This is a genomic window from Nocardia sp. NPDC006630 (genome assembly GCF_040611495.1).
Classification (GTDB): Bacteria; Actinomycetota; Actinomycetes; order Mycobacteriales; family Mycobacteriaceae; genus Nocardia.
On sequence record NZ_JBEXOK010000001.1, the window covers coordinates 298,203 to 315,789 of the forward strand.

The following is a 17,587-nucleotide window of genomic DNA, read 5'->3' on the forward strand; positions in this document are numbered from 1 at the left end:
GGTAGGAAACCGGTATTGCCGTCATGCTTGCGCGCAATGACCGTCAAATCAACGGTTGCTCACGTTTGCCCGAACCGTTCGGTGAGGCGGTGAGAGAGCTCACCGTCCCCCAATTGCGGCTGTGCGAATTATGCCCAGGTGTCTTCGAGCATGCGCGGCTTGCAGGCCAGCCAGGCGCCCGCGAGCAGCACCAGCACCGCGACCACCAGCAGCGCGAACGGCGCCAGCCAGCCGCCGGTCATCGAATGCAGCGCGCCGAAGAGCACCGGACCCAGGCAGGCCACGGCATAGCCGACGCCCTGGGTGAAGCCCGACAGTGCGGCCGAACCGGCGGAGGTGCGGGTGCGCAGATTGATCAGGGTCAGCGCCATCGGGAAGGTCGACGGACCCAGGCCCAGCAGCAGCACCCACACCAGCGGCGCGGCCATCGGGGCGATCAACAGCCCGGCGAAGCCCGCGAAGAAGAAACCGGCACAGGCGATGACCACCGGGAACGGATTCGCCATGCGGCCCACCACAATCGGTGCGCTGAGCGCCGCGACCAAGCCGATGAGCGCGAAGATGCCGACCATGCTGCCGCCGAAGGAGGCGCTCGCACCGGCGTCGGAGAAGATCTTCGGCATCCAGGTGAACATGGAGTAAGTGATCAGCGAGGTCATGCCGAACATCAGGGCCATGCCCCAGGCCAGCGAGGACTTCCACACCCGGCCGGTGGATTCGACTGCGTCGGCGGGCATTTCGGTGCTGTCCGCGCGGGCGTGATCGCGGCGGATGCGCAGGACGCCCAGCCACGGCAGCATGGCGATGAGCGGCAGAATCGCCCACAGCCCCAGCGAGATCCGCCAGCCGTGCGCCTGCGCGATCGGCACCGCCACCAGGGCGGGGACCACCGTGCCCAGCTGCACCATGACGATGTAGACCGAGCTCAGCAGCGCCAGGCGATCGGAGAAGTACCGCTTGACCAGCGGCGGGATCACCACATTGCCGATGCCCATACCGGTCAGCGCCAGCGCCGAGAACACCAGCAGCTCCCAGGTGTCGGGGACCACCGCGCGAATCGCGGACCCGGCGGCGGTCATGCCCATGGCGACCAGCGCCGTGGTCTCCAGGCCCAGCCGCCGGGAAAGAATGGGGGTGAGCAGCCCGGCCGCGGCGAACATGGCGGTCGGGATCATGCCGAAGACGCCGACGACCGCGGTCCCGTACCCGATATCCGTGCCGATCCGGTCGGCCAGCGGAGTGAATGCGGTGACCGCGATGCGGAGCGTGAGCGCGGACATGATGATCGCGGCGAGGACGAGCAGCCGCCCCTCGACGAGGGAGCGCTTGCGGATCACCCGATCGGCGACGAGCTCCCGCGGTTGGGCAGCAGAACGGCCCCCGGCGGGGGCCGTCTCGTCGTGCAGCGTCTCGGCACTCAGCGTCACAGTCACCACGAAATCATAGGATGACCCGATGATGTGATGCAACGAATGTGAGGCACGGTACGCTGACTCCCGTGCAACCAGTCCGACGCACCAGCCTCATCGCCCAGGTCACCGAGCAGCTGCGTGCCGAAATCCGTTCCGGCCGTTGGTCCGTCGGCTCGCGTATCCCCACCGAGCCGGAGCTGACCGAACTCACCGGCACCGGCCGCAATACCGTCCGCGAGGCCGTCCAGGCGCTCGTGCACGCGGGCATGCTCGAGCGCAGGCAGGGTTCCGGGACCTATGTGATCTCCACCTCAACGCTCGGCGGCACCCTCGCCGAGTACTTCGCCGACGCCCAGCAGCGCGACATCCTCGAATTGCGGCAGGCCCTGGACACCACCGCCGCCGCCCTCGCCGCCCAGCGCCGCGACGCCGGCGATATCGCCGACCTCGAACGACTACTCGAGGATCGCCGCGCGACCTGGGACGACAATTTCGACGCCGCCATCGAGGCGGATGTGCAGCTGCACCGCGCCATCGTGGTCGCCAGCCACAATGCGGTGTACCTCGAGTTCTACGACTCGCTGCTGCCGATCATCGAGGCCGTCATCCGCTCCCGCTCCGAAAAGGCGGGCGCGGCCTACCATGACGAACACGCCGAACTGGTGCGCGCCGTCATCGACGGCGACCCGGAAGGCGCTGCGCGCGCGGCCAATTGCTTCCTCAGCTCACTGATCGCCGAATTTCCGGACGCACGATAAATCCTGCGGGTAACCGGAAGGTCACCGCAGGCGGCACCGGAAGGTGAGCCGGAATTACCTCTTTCGTCACCGAAAAACCCCTGTGCGTAACCAGTGCTTCGTACGGTGAACGCGACCGCAGGGACCTTCTCCCGGAACACATTCCGGGAGAACCGATGAGGGCGGTCGGTAGTGCGAGAGGAACACTGCAGATGGCAACGGTAGAGGCGCCGGAGTCCACTTTCCGATATCAGCAACGAGGCCGGTGGATCGATCACTGGGAGCCGGACAATAATGAATTCTGGGAGAACGGCGGACAACAAACCGCTCGCAAGAATCTGATCTTCTCGGTATTCGCAGAAAATCTCGGGTTCAGCATCTGGGTGCTGTGGGCCAGCGTCGTCACGGTGATGGGCTCGGCCGGATTCGACTTCCTCGCCGGACTCGGCAAGGGCAATCCCACCGCCGTGAGCAATGCGCTGCTGCTCACCTCCATGCCGACGCTTGTCGGTGCGGCACTGCGCATTCCGTACACCTTCGCCATCCCGCGCTTCGGCGGCCGCGCGTTCACGATCTTCAGCGCGGGCATGCTGCTGATCCCGACCCTCGGGCTGGTCTGGTTCATCAATGAGCCGCACACGCCCATGTGGGTGTTCGTGGTGCTGGCCGCGCTCGCCGGTGTCGGCGGCGGCAATTTCTCCTCGTCGATGGCGAATATCAACTTCTTTTACCCCGAGGGTAAGAAGGGCACCGCCCTGGGCATCAATGCCGCGGGCGGCAATCTCGGTGTGGCGCAGACACAGCTGTTCGTACCGCTGATCATCACCCTGGGCACGCAGATCATGGCCAAGGACGCGGGCGGTTACCGGTTCGGCATCACGCTGTCGGTGCTGGTGTGGATTCCGTTCATCCTCATCGCCATGGTCGGCGCGCTGCGGTACATGGACTCGCTCTCCGGCGCGAAATCCGATGGGACGTCGTACAAGCTGGCGCTCGTCAACCCGCACACCTGGGTAATGGCGGTGCTCTACGTCGGCACCTTCGGATCGTTCATCGGCTACTCCTTCGCCTTCCCGACGCTGCTCAAATCCAATTTCCCGGATCTGGCCAAGATCGGCTGGATGGGGACGCTCGGCAATCTCGCCTTCCTGGGCGCGCTTGTCGGGTCCATGAGCCGGCCGTTCGGCGGCTGGGTCTCCGACAAACTCAGCGGCGCGAAGATCACCCTCTACGTCTTCGCCGGAATGGCGGTCGCGACCCTGCTCATCATGGCGTCGCTGTCGGCGAAAAGCTTTCCGCTGTTCCTGATTTCGTTCCTGCTACTGTTCGCGCTCTCCGGGGTCGGCAATGGTTCGACCTATCGGATGATTCCGATGATCTTCACCGCGGAGGCTCGTCGCCGGGCCGCGGAGACCGGGCAGGACATCAGCGCCGCGCTGACCTCGGCCAAACGGCAGGCGGGTGCGGCCATCGGCGTCATCGGGGCGGTCGGGGCCGCGGGCGGCTGGGTGCTGCAGCAAGCCCTGCGGCTCTCGGGCCTGCACTACGGCAATATGAATCCCGCCTTCTGGGGCTACGTTGTCGCGTATCTCGCCATGGGCGGGCTGACCTGGTGGTTCTACCTGCGCTCGTCCTTCGCCACCAGCCGCGCACCGTCGCTGGCGCACGCCAACGTGTAGCACTTCACCCGAAAATGACTGTCGCGCCGAGCAATTCGCTCGGCGCGACAGTCGTTTCAGCGGATTCGCCTACAGCAGCAGGCGGATTCGATCAGCGGTGCGGCCCAGACCCGGGAAGGCCTCCGGCGTCGACCGGGGGTGCAGCGCATGTACCGCGAGGCGGAACATGACCGCGCGCACCAGCATTTGCGGCCATTCGGGCAGACTCCCCCAGCGCTCCAGCAGTCCGTCGTCGGCGCCGCCCCAGGACAGGGCGTCGACCACGATCACCGCTGCGGCCCAGGGGGCGGGCCGCCAGTACGGGGTGATGTCGGTGAGACCGGGTGCGAGCCCGCCGCCGGCGAAGAGCACGGTGCCGAAGAGATCGCCGTGCACCAGTTGCGGCGGTGTCGCCACCGGCTTGCGCAGGGTCGAGAGCTGAGTGATCAGGTGCAGGCTGCGGTCACCATCGGGTGAGGTGGCAGGCAACATGCCGCCGACCTTGAGGCTGCGCAGCGGCACCGCCTCCCAGGCGGCGCGATCGGCCGCGGCGAAGACATCCACATCGACCCACGGTGCGACCGGCGCCTGCGCCAGGAAGCGCGGGCGCTCCAGCTGCTGCGTCACCTTGTGCAGTCGCAGCGACAGCGACACCACCTCGTCGTGCCGCGGCTCGGGCACGCCGTCCAGGTAAGTGTCACCGCGCCAGCCGGAGACGACATATCGCCCATCGGTGGCTCGCACGGGCCGGGCCAGGCGTAGCCCGTCCACCCTTAATGTCTCGCGCACCTTCGCCGACCAGGCGGCACGCGCATGATCGGTCACCGGGCTCAGCACCACATCGCCGCACCGCCAGCCGCCGTCCCAGTTCCCCAGCGGAACCGGCGCGACTTCGCGCAACCCGAAGGTTGAGCGCACGTGCTCGGGAGGTTCCACAGCAGTCATGGTCACGCGCGTACGCTACCGCCGCAACACATACCGAATCGGATGCCGCGCCGGAAACCGGCCGGTCCGAAACTGCGGTGTGCCACACCGGTTGCGAAGGGTCTCGCAGTGCCCGTGTCCTTCGGACACGGGCAATCGATCAGCGCACATGCGCCCGGTCAGTAGACCGGGAGGGAGGGGTCTACCTGGTTGGCCCAGGCGATGATGCCGCCTTGGAGGTGGGTGGCGTCGGAGAAGCCCGCGTTCTTGAGTGCGGCAAGGGCTTCCGCGGAACGGATACCGGTCTTGCAGTGCAGCACGATCGGGCGGTTCTGCGGGAGTTCGGCCAGGGCCTCACCGGTGAGGATGCGGTCCTTGGGGATGAGCGTCGCGCCCTCGATGCGGACGATGTCCCATTCGACGGGCTCGCGCACGTCGATGATGGCCACATCCTTGCCCGCGTCGAGCATGTCCTTGAGCTCGCGGGCGGTGATGGTGGAACCGATGGCCGCCAGCTGCCCCTCTTCGGACACCACGCCGCAGAAGGCGTCGTAGTCGATGAGTTCGGTGATCGGCTGCCGTTCGGGATCGCGGCGCAGCTTGATGGTCCGGTAGGTCATATCGAGTGCGTCGTAGACCATGAGCCGGCCCAGCAGCGGGTCACCGATACCGGTGAGCAGCTTGATCGCCTCGGTCACCATGATCGAGCCGATGGACGCGCACAGCACGCCCAGCACGCCGCCCTCGGCGCAGGACGGGACCATGCCCGGCGGCGGCGCTTCCGGGTACAGATCGCGGTAGTTGAGGCCGCGACCGTCGGGGGCGTCCTCCCAGAACACCGAGACCTGGCCCTCGAACCGGTAGATCGAACCCCATACATAGGGCTTGTGCGCGAGTACCGCGGCGTCGTTGACCAGGTAGCGGGTGGCGAAATTGTCGGTGCCGTCCACGATCAGGTCGTACTGCTCGAACAGCTCGATGGCGTTCTCGGGCTCGAGGCGAATCTTGTGCAACCGCACGGTGATTCCGGAATTGATCTCCAGAATCGAATCCCGCGCGCTGTCGGCCTTGGACCGGCCGATATCGGATTCGCCGTGAATGATCTGCCGCTGCAGATTGGAGGCGTCCACCTCGTCGAATTCGACGATGCCGAGCGTGCCCACACCGGCGGCCGCCAGATACAGCAGGGCCGGGGAACCGAGGCCACCGGCGCCGATGACCAGTACCCGGGCATTCTTCAAACGTTTCTGACCGTCCACCCCGAGATCCGGAATGATCAGATGACGGCTGTAGCGGGCGACCTCGTCCTTGGTCAGCTCCGCGGCCGGCTCCACCAGGGGCGGCAGGGACTGATGCGATGCTGTCACGCTTGCGGACTCCTCAATCGAATTCGCCGACTACTCGCGGCCACACGTGCAACACCGAGGACCGGACCGTTCTTCCCAGCCTAGGTCGCACCACCCGAGCCGATCCGCCCGGCCCAGCCTGCCGCCGCGCCGGCGGCCCCGGCCTAACCGCGCGGGTAGGGCCAGGGGTTGAAGCGGCACTTCTTGCCGTCCATGGGCACGACGCCGGCCGGGTCCAGGGTGGCGATGTCGTTGTTGCGGGTGCCGAAGGTCTGCTGCATCATCACCGGGGCCAGGCCGCCGTCGGTCTCGCAGGGCTGATGTTCGTGGTAGCCGATCGCGTGGCCGACCTCGTGGTTGATCTGGTACTGCCGGTACGAGCCGACGTCACCCTCGAAGGCCAGTGCGCCGCGGACCCAGCGCACCTCCGAGAGCACCACGCGGCCGAGATCGGTGTTGTAGCAGGAGGAGTCGATGGGGATTTCGAATCCGCAGGCCTTGCGCGTGGTGTCGCGCGAGGTGAGCGAGATGCGGAAATCCGGAGTGCCGTTGTCGATGCGGCGGAAGCCGAAGCGCGAATCATGGGTCCAGCTCTTGGGATTCGACAGCGTGGCATCGACCATATGGCCGATCGCGTCGTCACCTCCGAGGCTCGAGGTGTCCACACCGTCCTCGATCTCCACGGTGTAGGAGAAGACGTGCTCGGATCCGGTGCCCACCTGACCGGTGTTGCCGGGCACCACATGCCAAGCGCCCGTACCGGTATCGGTGTACGGGCCGCCGCCGGGCACCGCGCCGGTGGGCAGATCGGCGGCGAACTTGCCGTCGCCCTTGGGCGCACCGCCGATGATTCCGGCGGGTTTGTCGGTGTGATCGCTCAGCCGGCCGAAGCCGGGCAGATCGGCGACGCTGTCCGGGCCGCTGCGGAAGGCGTCCACCGCCACCAGCACCGTGATCGCCAGCAGCACCGGCAGCGCGTAGGCGCGCCAGCCGTAGGTGGAGACGAAGCGGCCGAGGCCGCTCTGCTTCTTGCCCTCGCGGTCCGGGCGCTCGCGGGTGCGGGCATCATCGGGCGTCGAGGTCGGATCCCAGCTGGCCCGCAGCGGTTCGTGCGGAAGCGGCAGGCGGTCGCCGATGGTCGCCGGAAGTCCGGACGGCGCGGGCTGCCCGGACTGCGGTGCGTCGCTCGCGTCGTACAGACCGAGCGGATCGTAAATCGGGCCGGTCGGTCTGCCTTTTCGTTTCGATGCACTCTTCGAGCCACCGGAAACCGCTGGGCGTGGCGCACCGGCTGCTACGGGTCGGCGTGAATCGCGCCCGCCGGAGTATCTGCCCCCATCGTCGGTCACGCTCATCAGACTCTCACAGAGCGTGCGGACACGGTCGGGTGCCGTCGCGCAGACAGCGACGGATCTCACAAATCGGGACAAGTGCTTCCCATTTGTGACCGGGCTCGCATAATCAACCCAGCACGCGCATCGGCCGCAACAACGGTCATCACCGCGCGTATCGACAAATATCCGGTGCGGATCGCCAACATCCAGCACACCAATATTCGGAACCTGGATCAGCGCGGACCCCTCGAGCGAGTATCGTTCGGGGGATACCCGGTGACATCCTTTCCGCCGGTAATCGACTGGGAGATCGGAAAATGACTGACCTCGTGGACCGGATGACCGCTCACCGCACGTCATCCGAGGCTACGGCGCCGACAAAGCGCGGCACCCGACTGCCCCGCGAGGCCCGTCGCGCACAGTTGCTGGCCGCTGCGGGTGAGGTTTTCGTCCTCCGCGGCTACCACGCCGCCGGTATGGACGAGATCTCGCAGTGTGCAGGCGTCAGCAAACCCGTGCTGTACCAGCACTTCTCGAGCAAACTCGAGCTGTATCTGGCCGTGCTGCAGAACTATGTCGACGCCCTCGTGTCGAGCGTGCGCCAGGCGCTGCGCTCCACCACCGAAAACCGGTTCCGCGTCCGCGCGGCCGTGCAGGCGTACTTCGACTTCGTCGATCACGAAACCCAGGGCTTCCGACTGGTATTCGAATCGGACCTCACCAATGAGCCGCAGGTGCAGCGGCGGGTGGAGCAGGCCACCGAAGCGTGTGTGGACGCGGTCTTCGACCTCGTCGCCCACGACTCCGGCCTGGACCCGTACCGCGCCCGCGTACTCGCGGTCGGCCTGGTGGGCGCCAGCCAGTTCAGTGCCCGCTACTGGCTGGAGGCCGATCGGCCGATCCCCAAGGACGAGGCCGTGGACACCACGGTCGCGCTCTGCTGGGGTGGTCTCTCGCATATCCCGCTGCACCCGATCGACTGAGCAGGCCCACAAGTAGTTCGCAGGGCACGCGGAGTAGTTCGCAGGGCACACGTTCGCTCAGAGCGCAGGGCGGTCTCTGCCGCGCCCCCGTGCGGCTGCACTAGCCTTGGCGTGGACAGCACAGGACTCTAGGTTCGGAGGTTGGCCGTGGAGGTCAAGATCGGTATTTCGGATAGCCCACGTGAGCTGATCATCAATAGCTCGCAGACGCCCGCCGAGGTGGAGGCACTGGTTTCCGGTGCGCTGCAGGGCGAGAGCGGCGTCGTGGCGCTGACCGACGAGAAGGGCCGCAAGTTCCTGATCCAGGCCAACAAGGTCGCGTATGTCGAGATCGGTGCTGCGGCCGCCGGCCGGGTCGGCTTCGCCGCCGTCTGACGAGCACAAAGCAATTGCCCCGCTGATATTCTCAGCGGGGCATTTCTTTTCGCGGGGAGCGGGCTAGCCCAGGCCCAGGACGCGCATGCGCTCGGCGTGGCTGTCCTGCATGTGCTCGAAGAGCACGGCGATACCGTTCAGATCACCGGTCGCGGTGAGCACCAGTTCGGTCAGCTCGTCACGTTGCGCCATGACGTACTGCGCCTGGGTGATCGCCTCACCGAGCAGGCGGCGACCCCACAGCGTGAGCCGGTCGCGCTCGGAGCGATTCTGCTCGACCGCGGTGCGCACCTCTTCGATGACGAATTCCGAATCGCTGGTCTCGGCCAGCACATCACGCACCACATCGGCGACCTCGGGAGCCAGGGCGCCGGCGATCTCGGTATAGAAGTCGGCGGCGATACCGTCACCGACATAGAACTTGACCATCGACTCCAACCAGGTGGAGGGGTCGGTGGAGGCGTGATAGGCGTCCAGCGCGCGGACGAACGGGGCCATGGCGTCGAATACCTCGGCGCCGCGGGCGGCGAGTGCCCGTTCGAGCGTCTCGAAATGGCCCATTTCATTGGCGGCCATCTTGGCGACGGCGACCTTGCCGCGCAGCGAGGGCGAAAGTTTCGCCTCTTCGGCCAGACGATAGAAGGCGGAGATCTCACCGTAGGCGAGAACCGCGAAAAGGTCGGTGACTCCGGGGTGACTGGCGGCGACCCGGTCGTCGGCCGATTCCGACGCGGCGCCCAGCGCAGTAGACGAGTTTGCTCCCATGGCCACCACCCTAGTCCGCGATCCTGAACGCCAATCACCCATCGGCGAGACATTGTGCGGCGTACCCTCAAAATGTTCGTAAGTGCTTGCGCCACTTGCAATTTCATGATCATACCGGACCTGTGCCGGCTCGGCGCCCGGGGTTACCGGTACGAAACCCTCCGGTGGGGAGAACTCCATGCCAACCGCAATTCAAAATCTGATCGTCCTGGGCGACAGCCTCTCGGATATCGGCATCAAACGCGAAGCGCCCAGCGGAATGTTCGCCCGCGCAGCGGGCATGATGCGCACCAATGAGGTCGGCCGCTATAGCGACGGCAAGAACTGGGCCGATTTCCTGGTCGAATGGATGGGCGGCGAATCGCTCATCCGCGAGGACAGGAACAGGACCGAGGAGGCGACCGCGCCGCATCGGACACTGAGCGACAGCTCGGCGGTACTGGGCACCCACACCGGAAATCTCGCGCCGGTGCGCTATGCCAACTATGCGGAGGGCGGCGCCATCGCGGCCTCGGATTGGAAACCGAAGGCCGGAGCGCTCGGATATCTGAAAGATCAAGTCGCCGCATACATCAAGGCGCGCCGGGCGCTGATGGCCCCCACCAAGGCGGTCATGGCCGGCACCGCGCAGGACCAATTCACCGGGCCGACGCTGCACATCATCTGGATCGGGCTCAATGACCTCATCACCGCGGAGCGGCCGGTTCCGGACAATCTGTCCGGCCGGGTGGACAAACCCGGCACCGGCGTCGGGCCGCTGATCGAGGAGATCTACCAGTTGGTCAATTCCATCCCGAACTCGTTCCCGACGAATCCCGGCAACGAGCACTTCATTCTCATCGACCTGCCCAGCCCCCTGGTGTCGGTGCGCTTCCAGGACAAGGCCGCCGACAAGGGCGATGCCGCGGTGGAGAAGGCGGTGAAGAACGTCGCCAAATTCAACGACGCCCTCGGCTATCTGGCGACGCACTGGCCACCGCCCGGTCCCGGCCCCCACGATGGACCCGGCGCGACGCCCGGCAATATCTCGCTGGTGCGCATGTCCGATTGGATGCAGGTCGTCGCGGACGGTGCGACCACCTTCCAGCTCACCCCGCTGGCACAGGAGCACGGGCCGGTGCCCTATCTCGGCATGCGCGATGCCACTCCCGCGGCCCTGCGCCGCGCCCTCACCACCAGCGATCTCGCCCACCCCACGCAGGCGGTGTACGAACTCATCGCCCGGCAGATCACCGATGTGCTGGTCGCCAACTACACGCTCGGGAAATTGAACCGCCAGTCCTGGCCCGAAAAGCGGCCGTTCCCAACGGTTCCCGGGATCTGAGACAACCGCCTCAGCGGGGTTTCAGGGCTGGCCCCCGAAACCCCACACCTCGCTAAGCGAGGTCGCGCAAGAACTTGTCCAGATAAGTCCAGGTGGTGTCGCGGGCCGAGAGGAGGCCGAGGTGGGAGCCGGGTGCGGTCTCGTAGCGCACCTGCGGTGATCCGGTCAGCGTCGTCAGGCCGTGCTCCACCGCCGCGGCCGGGGTGATCACATCGGTCGGCCCGCCGACCAGCAGCACCGGCACGGTGACATCGGCGAGGGCGATGGTGCGATCACCGAAATGCACTACGCCCTTGCCGATGTCGTTGTTCAACATGAACCGGCCCCACAGCTGGTTGTAGAACCGGCCCGGATATCCGGGCAGCGAATTCTGGAACCGGTCGATGGTCTCCATCCGCGCCAGCGTCGCGGTGTCGGCCAGATTGCTCGCAATGAAGAAGGGGCGCTTGAGTTCTCGGTCCCACGCGGTGGCGCGGTAGGCGATGCGGGTCAGCTGCGCGGAGACGCCGCCGGTGGCGCGAATGGCGGCGGTGGCGGTGCGGCCGCCGTCCAGCCGGGCCAGCGCGCGCAGCTCCCGCACGCCCACCATGTGGTCGTAGCTCAGCGGAGCGCCGATCGCGGTGATGGAGCGGATGGGCAGCGTCGGATCCGCCGCGGCGGTCAGCAGCGCCAGGACGCCGCCGATGGACCAGCCCACCAGATCGACCGCGCGGCCGCCGCGATCGGCGGATACCTGACGGATGGACTCCGGCAGGATGTCGTCGACCCAGTCCTCGAAGCCCATGCGGCGGTCCTCGAAGGTGATATCGCCGTAATCGACCAGGTAGGTGGCCCGGCCGGTATCGCGCAGGAAGCGCGCCATGCTCTGGTCGGGGCGCAGATCGAAGCAGAAGGCGGGTGCGGCCAGCGGCGGCACCAGCAGTACGGCAGGATCATCGGCGCCGGCCGGGCCGTCCGCGTCCAGACCGTCGTAGCGGCGCAACTCGCGATGCGGTGCGACCGATACCACCGTCGACGGGGTGGGTTCGGGGTCACCGATGCCGGTGCCGAAGGTCAGGGCCCACGCATTGCGCGCGGCGGTGCTCACGGTGTCTGCCAGGCTCACCCGCACAACTTCGCACATGCTGCTACAGCTTGTAACACCTATGTGAGCAATCCAACTGTCGACCAGGCGGGGTATGCTCGGCCTGCGGGCCAATTGCGGTGCGGCGCAATCCTTAACGCGGGTGCGAAGTTCTGCTGCGGGCGGCGGCGATATGCCGCAATCGCGCCTACCAGCGATATACCGCTGCGCAATTGCGGTGGCGGAAAAAGGGGCGAAGACCGTATCACGCTACAATCTCCGCAGACAACGGAAATTTTCGCTCGAACGAGTTTGCCGGATACACCGTGAACCGGTGCTCGGGCGGCCGTAGTCCACGGAAAATGTGCGCGCACTCCGATCCGCAACAGTGTCCGCCGCGCAGGTCGATGCCAGTCCGAATCACACCGGATGGGTATCCCGCAGCGGCGACAGAAACCCGGATCAAGTGGTCGTCGCGGACCGACCGGTCCGCCCCACCTCGTGCGCGCGAGACGCGATAAAACGAGGAAGGCACGAACCCTGAGCAAGATCACCGTAGAGCAGGAGCCGGGCGTGGCTGACACGCTACTGACGGCGGAGCTCGACGAAACCCACACTGCCCCCACCTTCGCCGAACTGGGTGTCAACCCGCAGATCGTGCGCGCGCTGAGTGAAATGGGCATCGACCGCACCTTCGCCATCCAGGAACTCACCCTGCCGCTCGCGCTGGCCGGTGAGGACCTCATCGGTCAGGCCCGTACCGGCATGGGCAAGACCTTCGGCTTCGGCGTGCCGCTGCTGCACCGCATCGGCTCCGGGACCTCGGGCACCATTCCGCTCGACGGCACCCCGCGCGCGCTGATCATCGTGCCGACGCGTGAGCTGTGCATGCAGGTCACCTCCGATCTGGAGAACGCCAGCAAGTACGCCACGTCGCCGGACGGCACCCCGCTGCGGGTGACCTCCATCTACGGCGGCCGCCCGTACGACACCCAGATCGCCGCGCTGCGCGCCGGCGTCGATGTGGTCGTCGGCACCCCGGGACGACTGCTGGATCTGGCCGAACAGCAGCATCTGATTCTGGGCAAGGTCCAGGTCCTGGTGCTGGACGAGGCCGACGAAATGCTCGACCTGGGCTTCCTGCCCGATATCGAGCGCATTCTCAATATGGTTCCGGACCAGCGGCAGACCATGCTGTTCTCGGCCACCATGCCGGGGCCGATCATCACCCTGGCGCGCACGTTCCTCAACCGGCCCACGCACATTCGGGCCGAGGAGCCGCACGACTCGACGATCACCGACCGCATCACGCAGTTCGCCTACCGGGCGCACGCGCTCGACAAGAGTGAGCTCGTCGCGCGCATCCTGCAGGCCGAAACCCGCGGCGCCACCATGATTTTCGCCCGCACCAAGCGCACCGCGCAGAAGGTGGCCGACGATCTGGCCGAGCGCGGCTTCTCGGTCGGCGCGGTGCACGGCGACCTCGGGCAGATCGCCCGCGAGAAGGCGCTCAAGAAGTTCCGCGAGGGCAAGATCGACGTGCTCGTCGCCACCGATGTCGCCGCGCGCGGTATCGATATCGACGATGTCACGCACGTGATCAACTACCAGTGCCCCGAGGACGAGAAGACCTACGTGCACCGCATCGGCCGTACCGGCCGCGCGGGACGCAGCGGTGTGGCCGTCACCTTCGTCGACTGGGACGAGCTCAAGCGCTGGGCCTCCATCGACCAGGCGCTCAAGCTCAGCATGCCCGAGCCGGTGGAGACGTACTCCAGCTCCAAGCACCTGTTCGAGGAACTCGGCATTCCCGCCGGCACCACCGGCATCGTGCGCAAGCGCCCGGTCGTGCGAGAAGAGGACGCCGTGGTCGTGGAGCGCGAGAGCCGCGCACCGCGCAACCGCAATCGCAAGCGCACCCGGGGGGCGCGTGCCGGCGAGCCCGGCTTCGAGGTCAATAGCAGCGAGGCTGATTCGACTGCGTCCGAAGGCAATTCGGGCAATGCCGAGGGTGCCTCGGAGCGGCCGGGCCGTCGTCGCCGCCGTCGCGGACGCGGTGGCGCGGACAATGCCGCCGTGGCCGGTAACGGCGTCGTGACCGTCGCCGGAAACGGTGCGGCCCCGGCCGATGCCGCCCAGGCAGTCGCCGATTCCGGTCATGCAGTCGCAGATTCCGCCGCAGTCGCCAATGGCGCTGAGGCAGTTGCTGATTCCGGCGAGTCGGTCACCCATGCGGCTCCGGCTTCGGACACCGACGCACCGAGGACCGAGGGCCGCCGCAGGCGCAATCGGCGCGGACGTGGACGCGGCCAGGCCGACAGCAACGGCTCGAGCAGCCATGCCGAGGTTTCGGACCATGCCGTCGCAGATTCCGGCAGCGCGGTTTCGGACCGCACCGCCGAGGTCCCGGCAGCCGCTGTCACCGAATCCAACAGCACGGCAATCGCTTTCAGCGATGCCGAGCAGAGCCAGGCATCTGTCGACGACTCCGCCGAGCCCGCCGCCCGCTCCACTCGCAGCCGTACCCGCCGCCGGGGCTCGGACGAGACCGCGAACACGACGGGCAGCACCAACGGTTCGGTACACGCGACCGCCGACTCGGTGACCACCGCCGTTCCGGCCGTCACCAACGCTGTGGCCGAGGCCGCACCGGAGGCACCCGCCACCAACGGTTCGCCCATCGCAACCGAGGGCACTTCGGAACCCACGAAGCGCACTCGCACCCGGCGCACCAAGGCGACGACCGAAACCGGCAACGGCTCGGCCGATGTGACCGCTGAAGTGGCTGCGCCTGCTGTCAGCTCCCCCGCTGCGGCCGACGTGACCGCTGAGGTGGCTGCTCCGGTGCAGCGCGCGGGCCGACGCCGGGCCAGTCGCCCGGCACTCGCCCCCGGCGATGTGGTTACCGATACCGCTGCTGCCGCAACCGGTTCCGCCGATGCGGCTGTCACGACGGAAGCCGTGAGCGAGCCGGTCAAGACCACGGGTCGGCGACGCGCCAGCCGCCCGGCTCAGGCTCCCAGCGAGGCTGTGACCGGATCCGCCGCTGCCGCAAGCAGTTCCGTGGAACCCGCCGCCGCAGTCGCTGCCGCTGCCCCGGCCAAGGGTCGCCGCCGTGCGACCTCGGCTCCGGCCGCTGCGGTCGACGGATCAGCCGCTGCGACAAACGGTTCCGTCGAACCCGTCGCGGTGGTCGCTACCGGTGAATCCGCTCCCGCCAAGGGTCGCCGCCGGGCGACGTCGGCTCCGGTCGCTGAATCCGCTGCTGCGGCACAGGGTTCCGGCGAGCTCGGGACTGCCGCTGTCGCAGAGGGTGCGCCCAAGCGCACTCGCCAGCGCGCCAAGGCAACTGCCGAGTCTGTCGCCGACCCGAGTCCTGTTACGGCCGAACCCGCGAAGCGGGCTGGTCGTACCAAGGCTGCCGCTGCGGCCGAGGTTTCCGAAACCGTTGCGGTCGAGCCTGCCAAGGCCACCACGCGCAAGAAGGCCGGCAAAGCCGTCGCCGAGGTTGTTGCGGCGGAGCCGGTGAAGGCTGCAGGAGGCAAGAAGGCAGGCAAGGCTGCGGCAGAGGTCGTGAGCGAAGCCGTGGCTGCCGAGCCGGTGAAGACCGCCGGGCGCAAGCGGGCCACCAAGGCGGATGTTGTCGCTCAGGCGGATATCGTCGGCGAAGCTGCTGTCGCGCCTGCCAAGGCCGCCGGAGGTAAGAAGGCCGGGAAGGCCGCGGGGAATGCCGTGGCCGAGGTCGTTGCCGCCGAGCCGGTGAAGGCTGCCGGGCGTAAGAAGGCCGGGAAGACTGCTGTGGCGGATGCGGGCACTCAGGTGGCTTCCACCGCCGAAGCCGTTGCGGCCGAGCCGAAGGCGACCGCGCGGAAGCGTGCGAGCAAGGCTGCCGCCGTCGTGGCCGAGCCTGTCGACGCTGTTGCCGCCGCGCCTGCCAAGGCTGCCGGTGGCAAGAAGGCCGGGAAGGCCGCGGGCGATACCGCAGCCGTTGCGGCGGAGCCGGTGAAGGCGAGCGCTCGGAAGAAGAGCGGCAAGGCAGCTCCGGTTGCCGAAGTTGCGGTCGAGGCCGAACCGGTCAAGGCGAGTGCACGCAAGAAGGCCGGTAAGGCTGCCGAGGCTGCCGCCGAGGCGGAGGCTGCCAAGGCTCCGGCGCGGAAGCGTGCGACTCGCAAGGTCGCCACGGCGGATGTCGAGGCGGTGCACGCGGTGGCCGATTCGGCTGCGGCGGGTAACGGCTCGGGCGACGGTGAGACCGCTGCCAAGCGGCCGCGGCGGCGCAAGGCCGAGGTGAACGGCGAATCCTCCGGGGCCGCAACCGACACCGCTGTCGCCGCCTCGGCGTAGCGGCACGAATCGGCTAGTCTCGCTGTCGTGCTCGCACCAGAGCGGCGAACGCGCGCCGATATTCTGACCGCTGTCGCGATCGTCGCCCTGGTGGCGATCGCGACAGCGGTGGTCGGCTGGCGCAGCGATGTGCGCCACAGCACATCGGTGACCACAGACCGGACCCTCTCCGCACCACCCACTCCCGAGCAGCTCCCCAAGGGCGTGCGCGAGCTGTGGCATGCGCCGGATGCGGCGACCGCCCGCGCGATCGCCGTGGGCGGGGTCGCGGTCACCGCCGACGGCGGTGATGTGATCGGCCGCGATCCGCAGACCGGGCAGCAGGTGTGGAAGTACCACCGCGATATGCCGCTGTGCGCCATGGAATCTCAGTTCGGCACGGTCATCGCCACCTATCGGGACGATCGCGGCTGCAGCCAGACCACCATGCTCAATGCGGAGACCGGCGCCCGGCTCGCCGCCCGGTCCAGCTATATGGACGAGTCAATCAAGCTGTCCGTGGACGGCACCTACGCCCTGGCGCAGGGCAGCGACCGGCTCGAGATGTGGCGCTCGGATCTGGTGCGCACCCTCGAATACGGCAAGGTCGACGCCCCGGTCAATCCCCGCACGCAACCGCGCACCGGCTGCACCCTGCTCTCGGCGTCCTCGGCGCCGAGCCGCCTCGCGGTCCTGGAGCGCTGCCCCAATGACGGTGCGGACCGGCTCACCATTCTCAATCCCGCACCGAAGGACTCCACCACCCCCGAGGAGTACGGCTCACACGTACTGACCGAGCCCGGCGGCGCGGTCGACGGTGCGCGCGTACTTGCGGTGTCCGACAGCCGAATCGCGCTCTACCTGCCCGGAACAGGCGCCACCGCACCGCAATTGGCGATCTACGATGTGTCGGGTAATTCCATTGCCACGCACCAGCTTTCCGCGCCGCTGTCGGACAAGGCTTTGATCAGCCATCTGAGTTCCGCGTTCTTCATCTATACCGGCGAGAATCTGATCGCGCTGAATGCCACCACATTCGATCCGCTGTGGGGTGTGCAGCACGTACTCGGCACTCCCACACTCCTTTCCGGCCAGCTCCTGGTTCCGGTTCCGGACGGCCTGGCCGCGCTGGATCCCACCACCGGTGCGCAGACGAACCGGATCTCGGTGCAGCGCAGCGATTATCACAATGAACCCATTTCGCTGGCCGCCGTCGGTCCGACCATTCTCGAACAGCGCGGCACCGAGCTCTACGCGCTCGGCGTCGGATAGCCGCATACCGCCGACTGCTCCCGGCGCAGACGCCGCCGCGCCCCTTATCCGTGCGCCGGTGCCGGAGTCGC

Annotated in this window: 12 protein-coding genes and 1 pseudogene; 7 read left to right on the forward strand and 6 right to left on the reverse strand. The window is 67.4% G+C overall.

Annotation, left to right across the window (positions count from 1 at the left end; translation table 11 throughout):
• Window positions 1–128 precede the first annotated feature (128 nt).
• The gene (locus tag ABZX86_RS01385; RefSeq protein WP_355119792.1) at window positions 129–1,280 is read right to left on the reverse strand and encodes an MFS transporter; all 1,152 of its coding nucleotides are present in this window, start codon (window positions 1,278–1,280) and stop codon (window positions 129–131) included.
• Between the two features lie 218 nt (window positions 1,281–1,498).
• Between ABZX86_RS01385 and ABZX86_RS01390 the strand changes: the two genes are divergently transcribed.
• Both ABZX86_RS01390 and ABZX86_RS01395 read left to right on the forward strand, forming a co-directional pair.
• On the forward strand, window positions 1,499–2,170 hold the full coding sequence (locus tag ABZX86_RS01390) for an FCD domain-containing protein (RefSeq protein ID WP_355118874.1): 672 nt from the start codon (window positions 1,499–1,501) through the stop codon (window positions 2,168–2,170).
• A gap of 191 nt (window positions 2,171–2,361) precedes the next feature.
• Window positions 2,362–3,828, forward strand: coding sequence for an MFS transporter (locus ABZX86_RS01395; protein WP_355118876.1), 1,467 nt, complete (start codon window positions 2,362–2,364; stop codon window positions 3,826–3,828).
• Between the two features lie 69 nt (window positions 3,829–3,897).
• On the opposite strand, the gene ABZX86_RS01400 is transcribed toward ABZX86_RS01395, so the two are convergent.
• From ABZX86_RS01400 to ABZX86_RS01410, 3 genes are all read right to left on the reverse strand, one after another.
• Entirely contained in the window at window positions 3,898–4,752 is an 855-nt protein-coding gene (locus ABZX86_RS01400; RefSeq protein WP_327146696.1) for a TIGR02569 family protein, read from the reverse strand.
• Between the two features lie 158 nt (window positions 4,753–4,910).
• A complete protein-coding gene (gene moeZ / locus ABZX86_RS01405; RefSeq protein WP_327141794.1) occupies window positions 4,911–6,098 on the reverse strand; it encodes an adenylyltransferase/sulfurtransferase MoeZ in 1,188 nt (395 codons plus the stop codon).
• Window positions 6,099–6,241: 143 nt separating this feature from the next.
• Window positions 6,242–7,432 carry a DUF3152 domain-containing protein gene (locus tag ABZX86_RS01410; protein WP_355118879.1) on the reverse strand — a complete coding sequence of 397 codons (1,191 nt, stop codon included), beginning with the start codon at window positions 7,430–7,432 and terminating at the stop codon, window positions 6,242–6,244.
• 296 nt (window positions 7,433–7,728) lie between these two features.
• Between ABZX86_RS01410 and ABZX86_RS01415 the strand changes: the two genes are divergently transcribed.
• The gene (locus ABZX86_RS01415; protein ID WP_297612854.1) at window positions 7,729–8,394 is read left to right on the forward strand and encodes a TetR/AcrR family transcriptional regulator; all 666 of its coding nucleotides are present in this window, start codon (window positions 7,729–7,731) and stop codon (window positions 8,392–8,394) included.
• Window positions 8,395–8,541: 147 nt separating this feature from the next.
• Window positions 8,542–8,769, forward strand: a complete 228-nt coding sequence (locus ABZX86_RS01420) for a DUF3107 domain-containing protein (protein WP_327141798.1) — start codon at window positions 8,542–8,544, stop codon at window positions 8,767–8,769.
• Between the two features lie 63 nt (window positions 8,770–8,832).
• On the opposite strand, the gene ABZX86_RS01425 is transcribed toward ABZX86_RS01420, so the two are convergent.
• Complete coding sequence (locus ABZX86_RS01425; RefSeq protein ID WP_355118882.1) at window positions 8,833–9,534, reverse strand: ferritin-like fold-containing protein; 702 nt, start codon at window positions 9,532–9,534, stop codon at window positions 8,833–8,835.
• A 178-nt stretch (window positions 9,535–9,712) separates the two neighbouring features.
• Here ABZX86_RS01425 and ABZX86_RS01430 point away from each other — a divergent pair, with 178 nt between their 5' ends.
• Complete coding sequence (locus ABZX86_RS01430; RefSeq protein ID WP_355118884.1) at window positions 9,713–10,858, forward strand: SGNH/GDSL hydrolase family protein; 1,146 nt, start codon at window positions 9,713–9,715, stop codon at window positions 10,856–10,858.
• 52 nt (window positions 10,859–10,910) lie between these two features.
• Here the strand turns inward: ABZX86_RS01430 and ABZX86_RS01435 are convergent, their stop codons facing one another.
• Complete coding sequence (locus ABZX86_RS01435) at window positions 10,911–11,981, reverse strand: alpha/beta fold hydrolase (protein ID WP_355118886.1); 1,071 nt, start codon at window positions 11,979–11,981, stop codon at window positions 10,911–10,913.
• A 513-nt stretch (window positions 11,982–12,494) separates the two neighbouring features.
• Between ABZX86_RS01435 and ABZX86_RS01440 the strand changes: the two are divergent.
• Window positions 12,495–13,976, forward strand: a pseudogene (locus tag ABZX86_RS01440) (DEAD/DEAH box helicase); the annotation flags it as partial.
• A 2,316-nt stretch (window positions 13,977–16,292) separates the two neighbouring features.
• Complete coding sequence (locus ABZX86_RS01445) at window positions 16,293–17,516, forward strand: hypothetical protein (RefSeq protein ID WP_355118888.1); 1,224 nt, start codon at window positions 16,293–16,295, stop codon at window positions 17,514–17,516.
• Window positions 17,517–17,587: the final 71 nt, after the last annotated feature.

What these genes read in the sequence shown, in the direction of transcription:
- ABZX86_RS01435 (WP_355118886.1), bottom strand. Translation starts at nt 11,981, where the DNA reads ATGTGCGAAGTTGTGCGGGTGAGCCTGGCAGACACCGTGAGCACCGCC.
- ABZX86_RS01395 (WP_355118876.1), top strand. Translation starts at nt 2,362, where the DNA reads ATGGCAACGGTAGAGGCGCCGGAGTCCACTTTCCGATATCAGCAACGA.
- ABZX86_RS01415 (WP_297612854.1), top strand. Translation starts at nt 7,729, where the DNA reads ATGACTGACCTCGTGGACCGGATGACCGCTCACCGCACGTCATCCGAG.
- ABZX86_RS01425 (WP_355118882.1), bottom strand. Translation starts at nt 9,534, where the DNA reads ATGGGAGCAAACTCGTCTACTGCGCTGGGCGCCGCGTCGGAATCGGCC.
- ABZX86_RS01385 (WP_355119792.1), bottom strand. Translation starts at nt 1,280, where the DNA reads ATGTCCGCGCTCACGCTCCGCATCGCGGTCACCGCATTCACTCCGCTG.
- ABZX86_RS01400 (WP_327146696.1), bottom strand. Translation starts at nt 4,752, where the DNA reads ATGACTGCTGTGGAACCTCCCGAGCACGTGCGCTCAACCTTCGGGTTG.
- ABZX86_RS01430 (WP_355118884.1), top strand. Translation starts at nt 9,713, where the DNA reads ATGCCAACCGCAATTCAAAATCTGATCGTCCTGGGCGACAGCCTCTCG.
- ABZX86_RS01410 (WP_355118879.1), bottom strand. Translation starts at nt 7,432, where the DNA reads ATGAGCGTGACCGACGATGGGGGCAGATACTCCGGCGGGCGCGATTCA.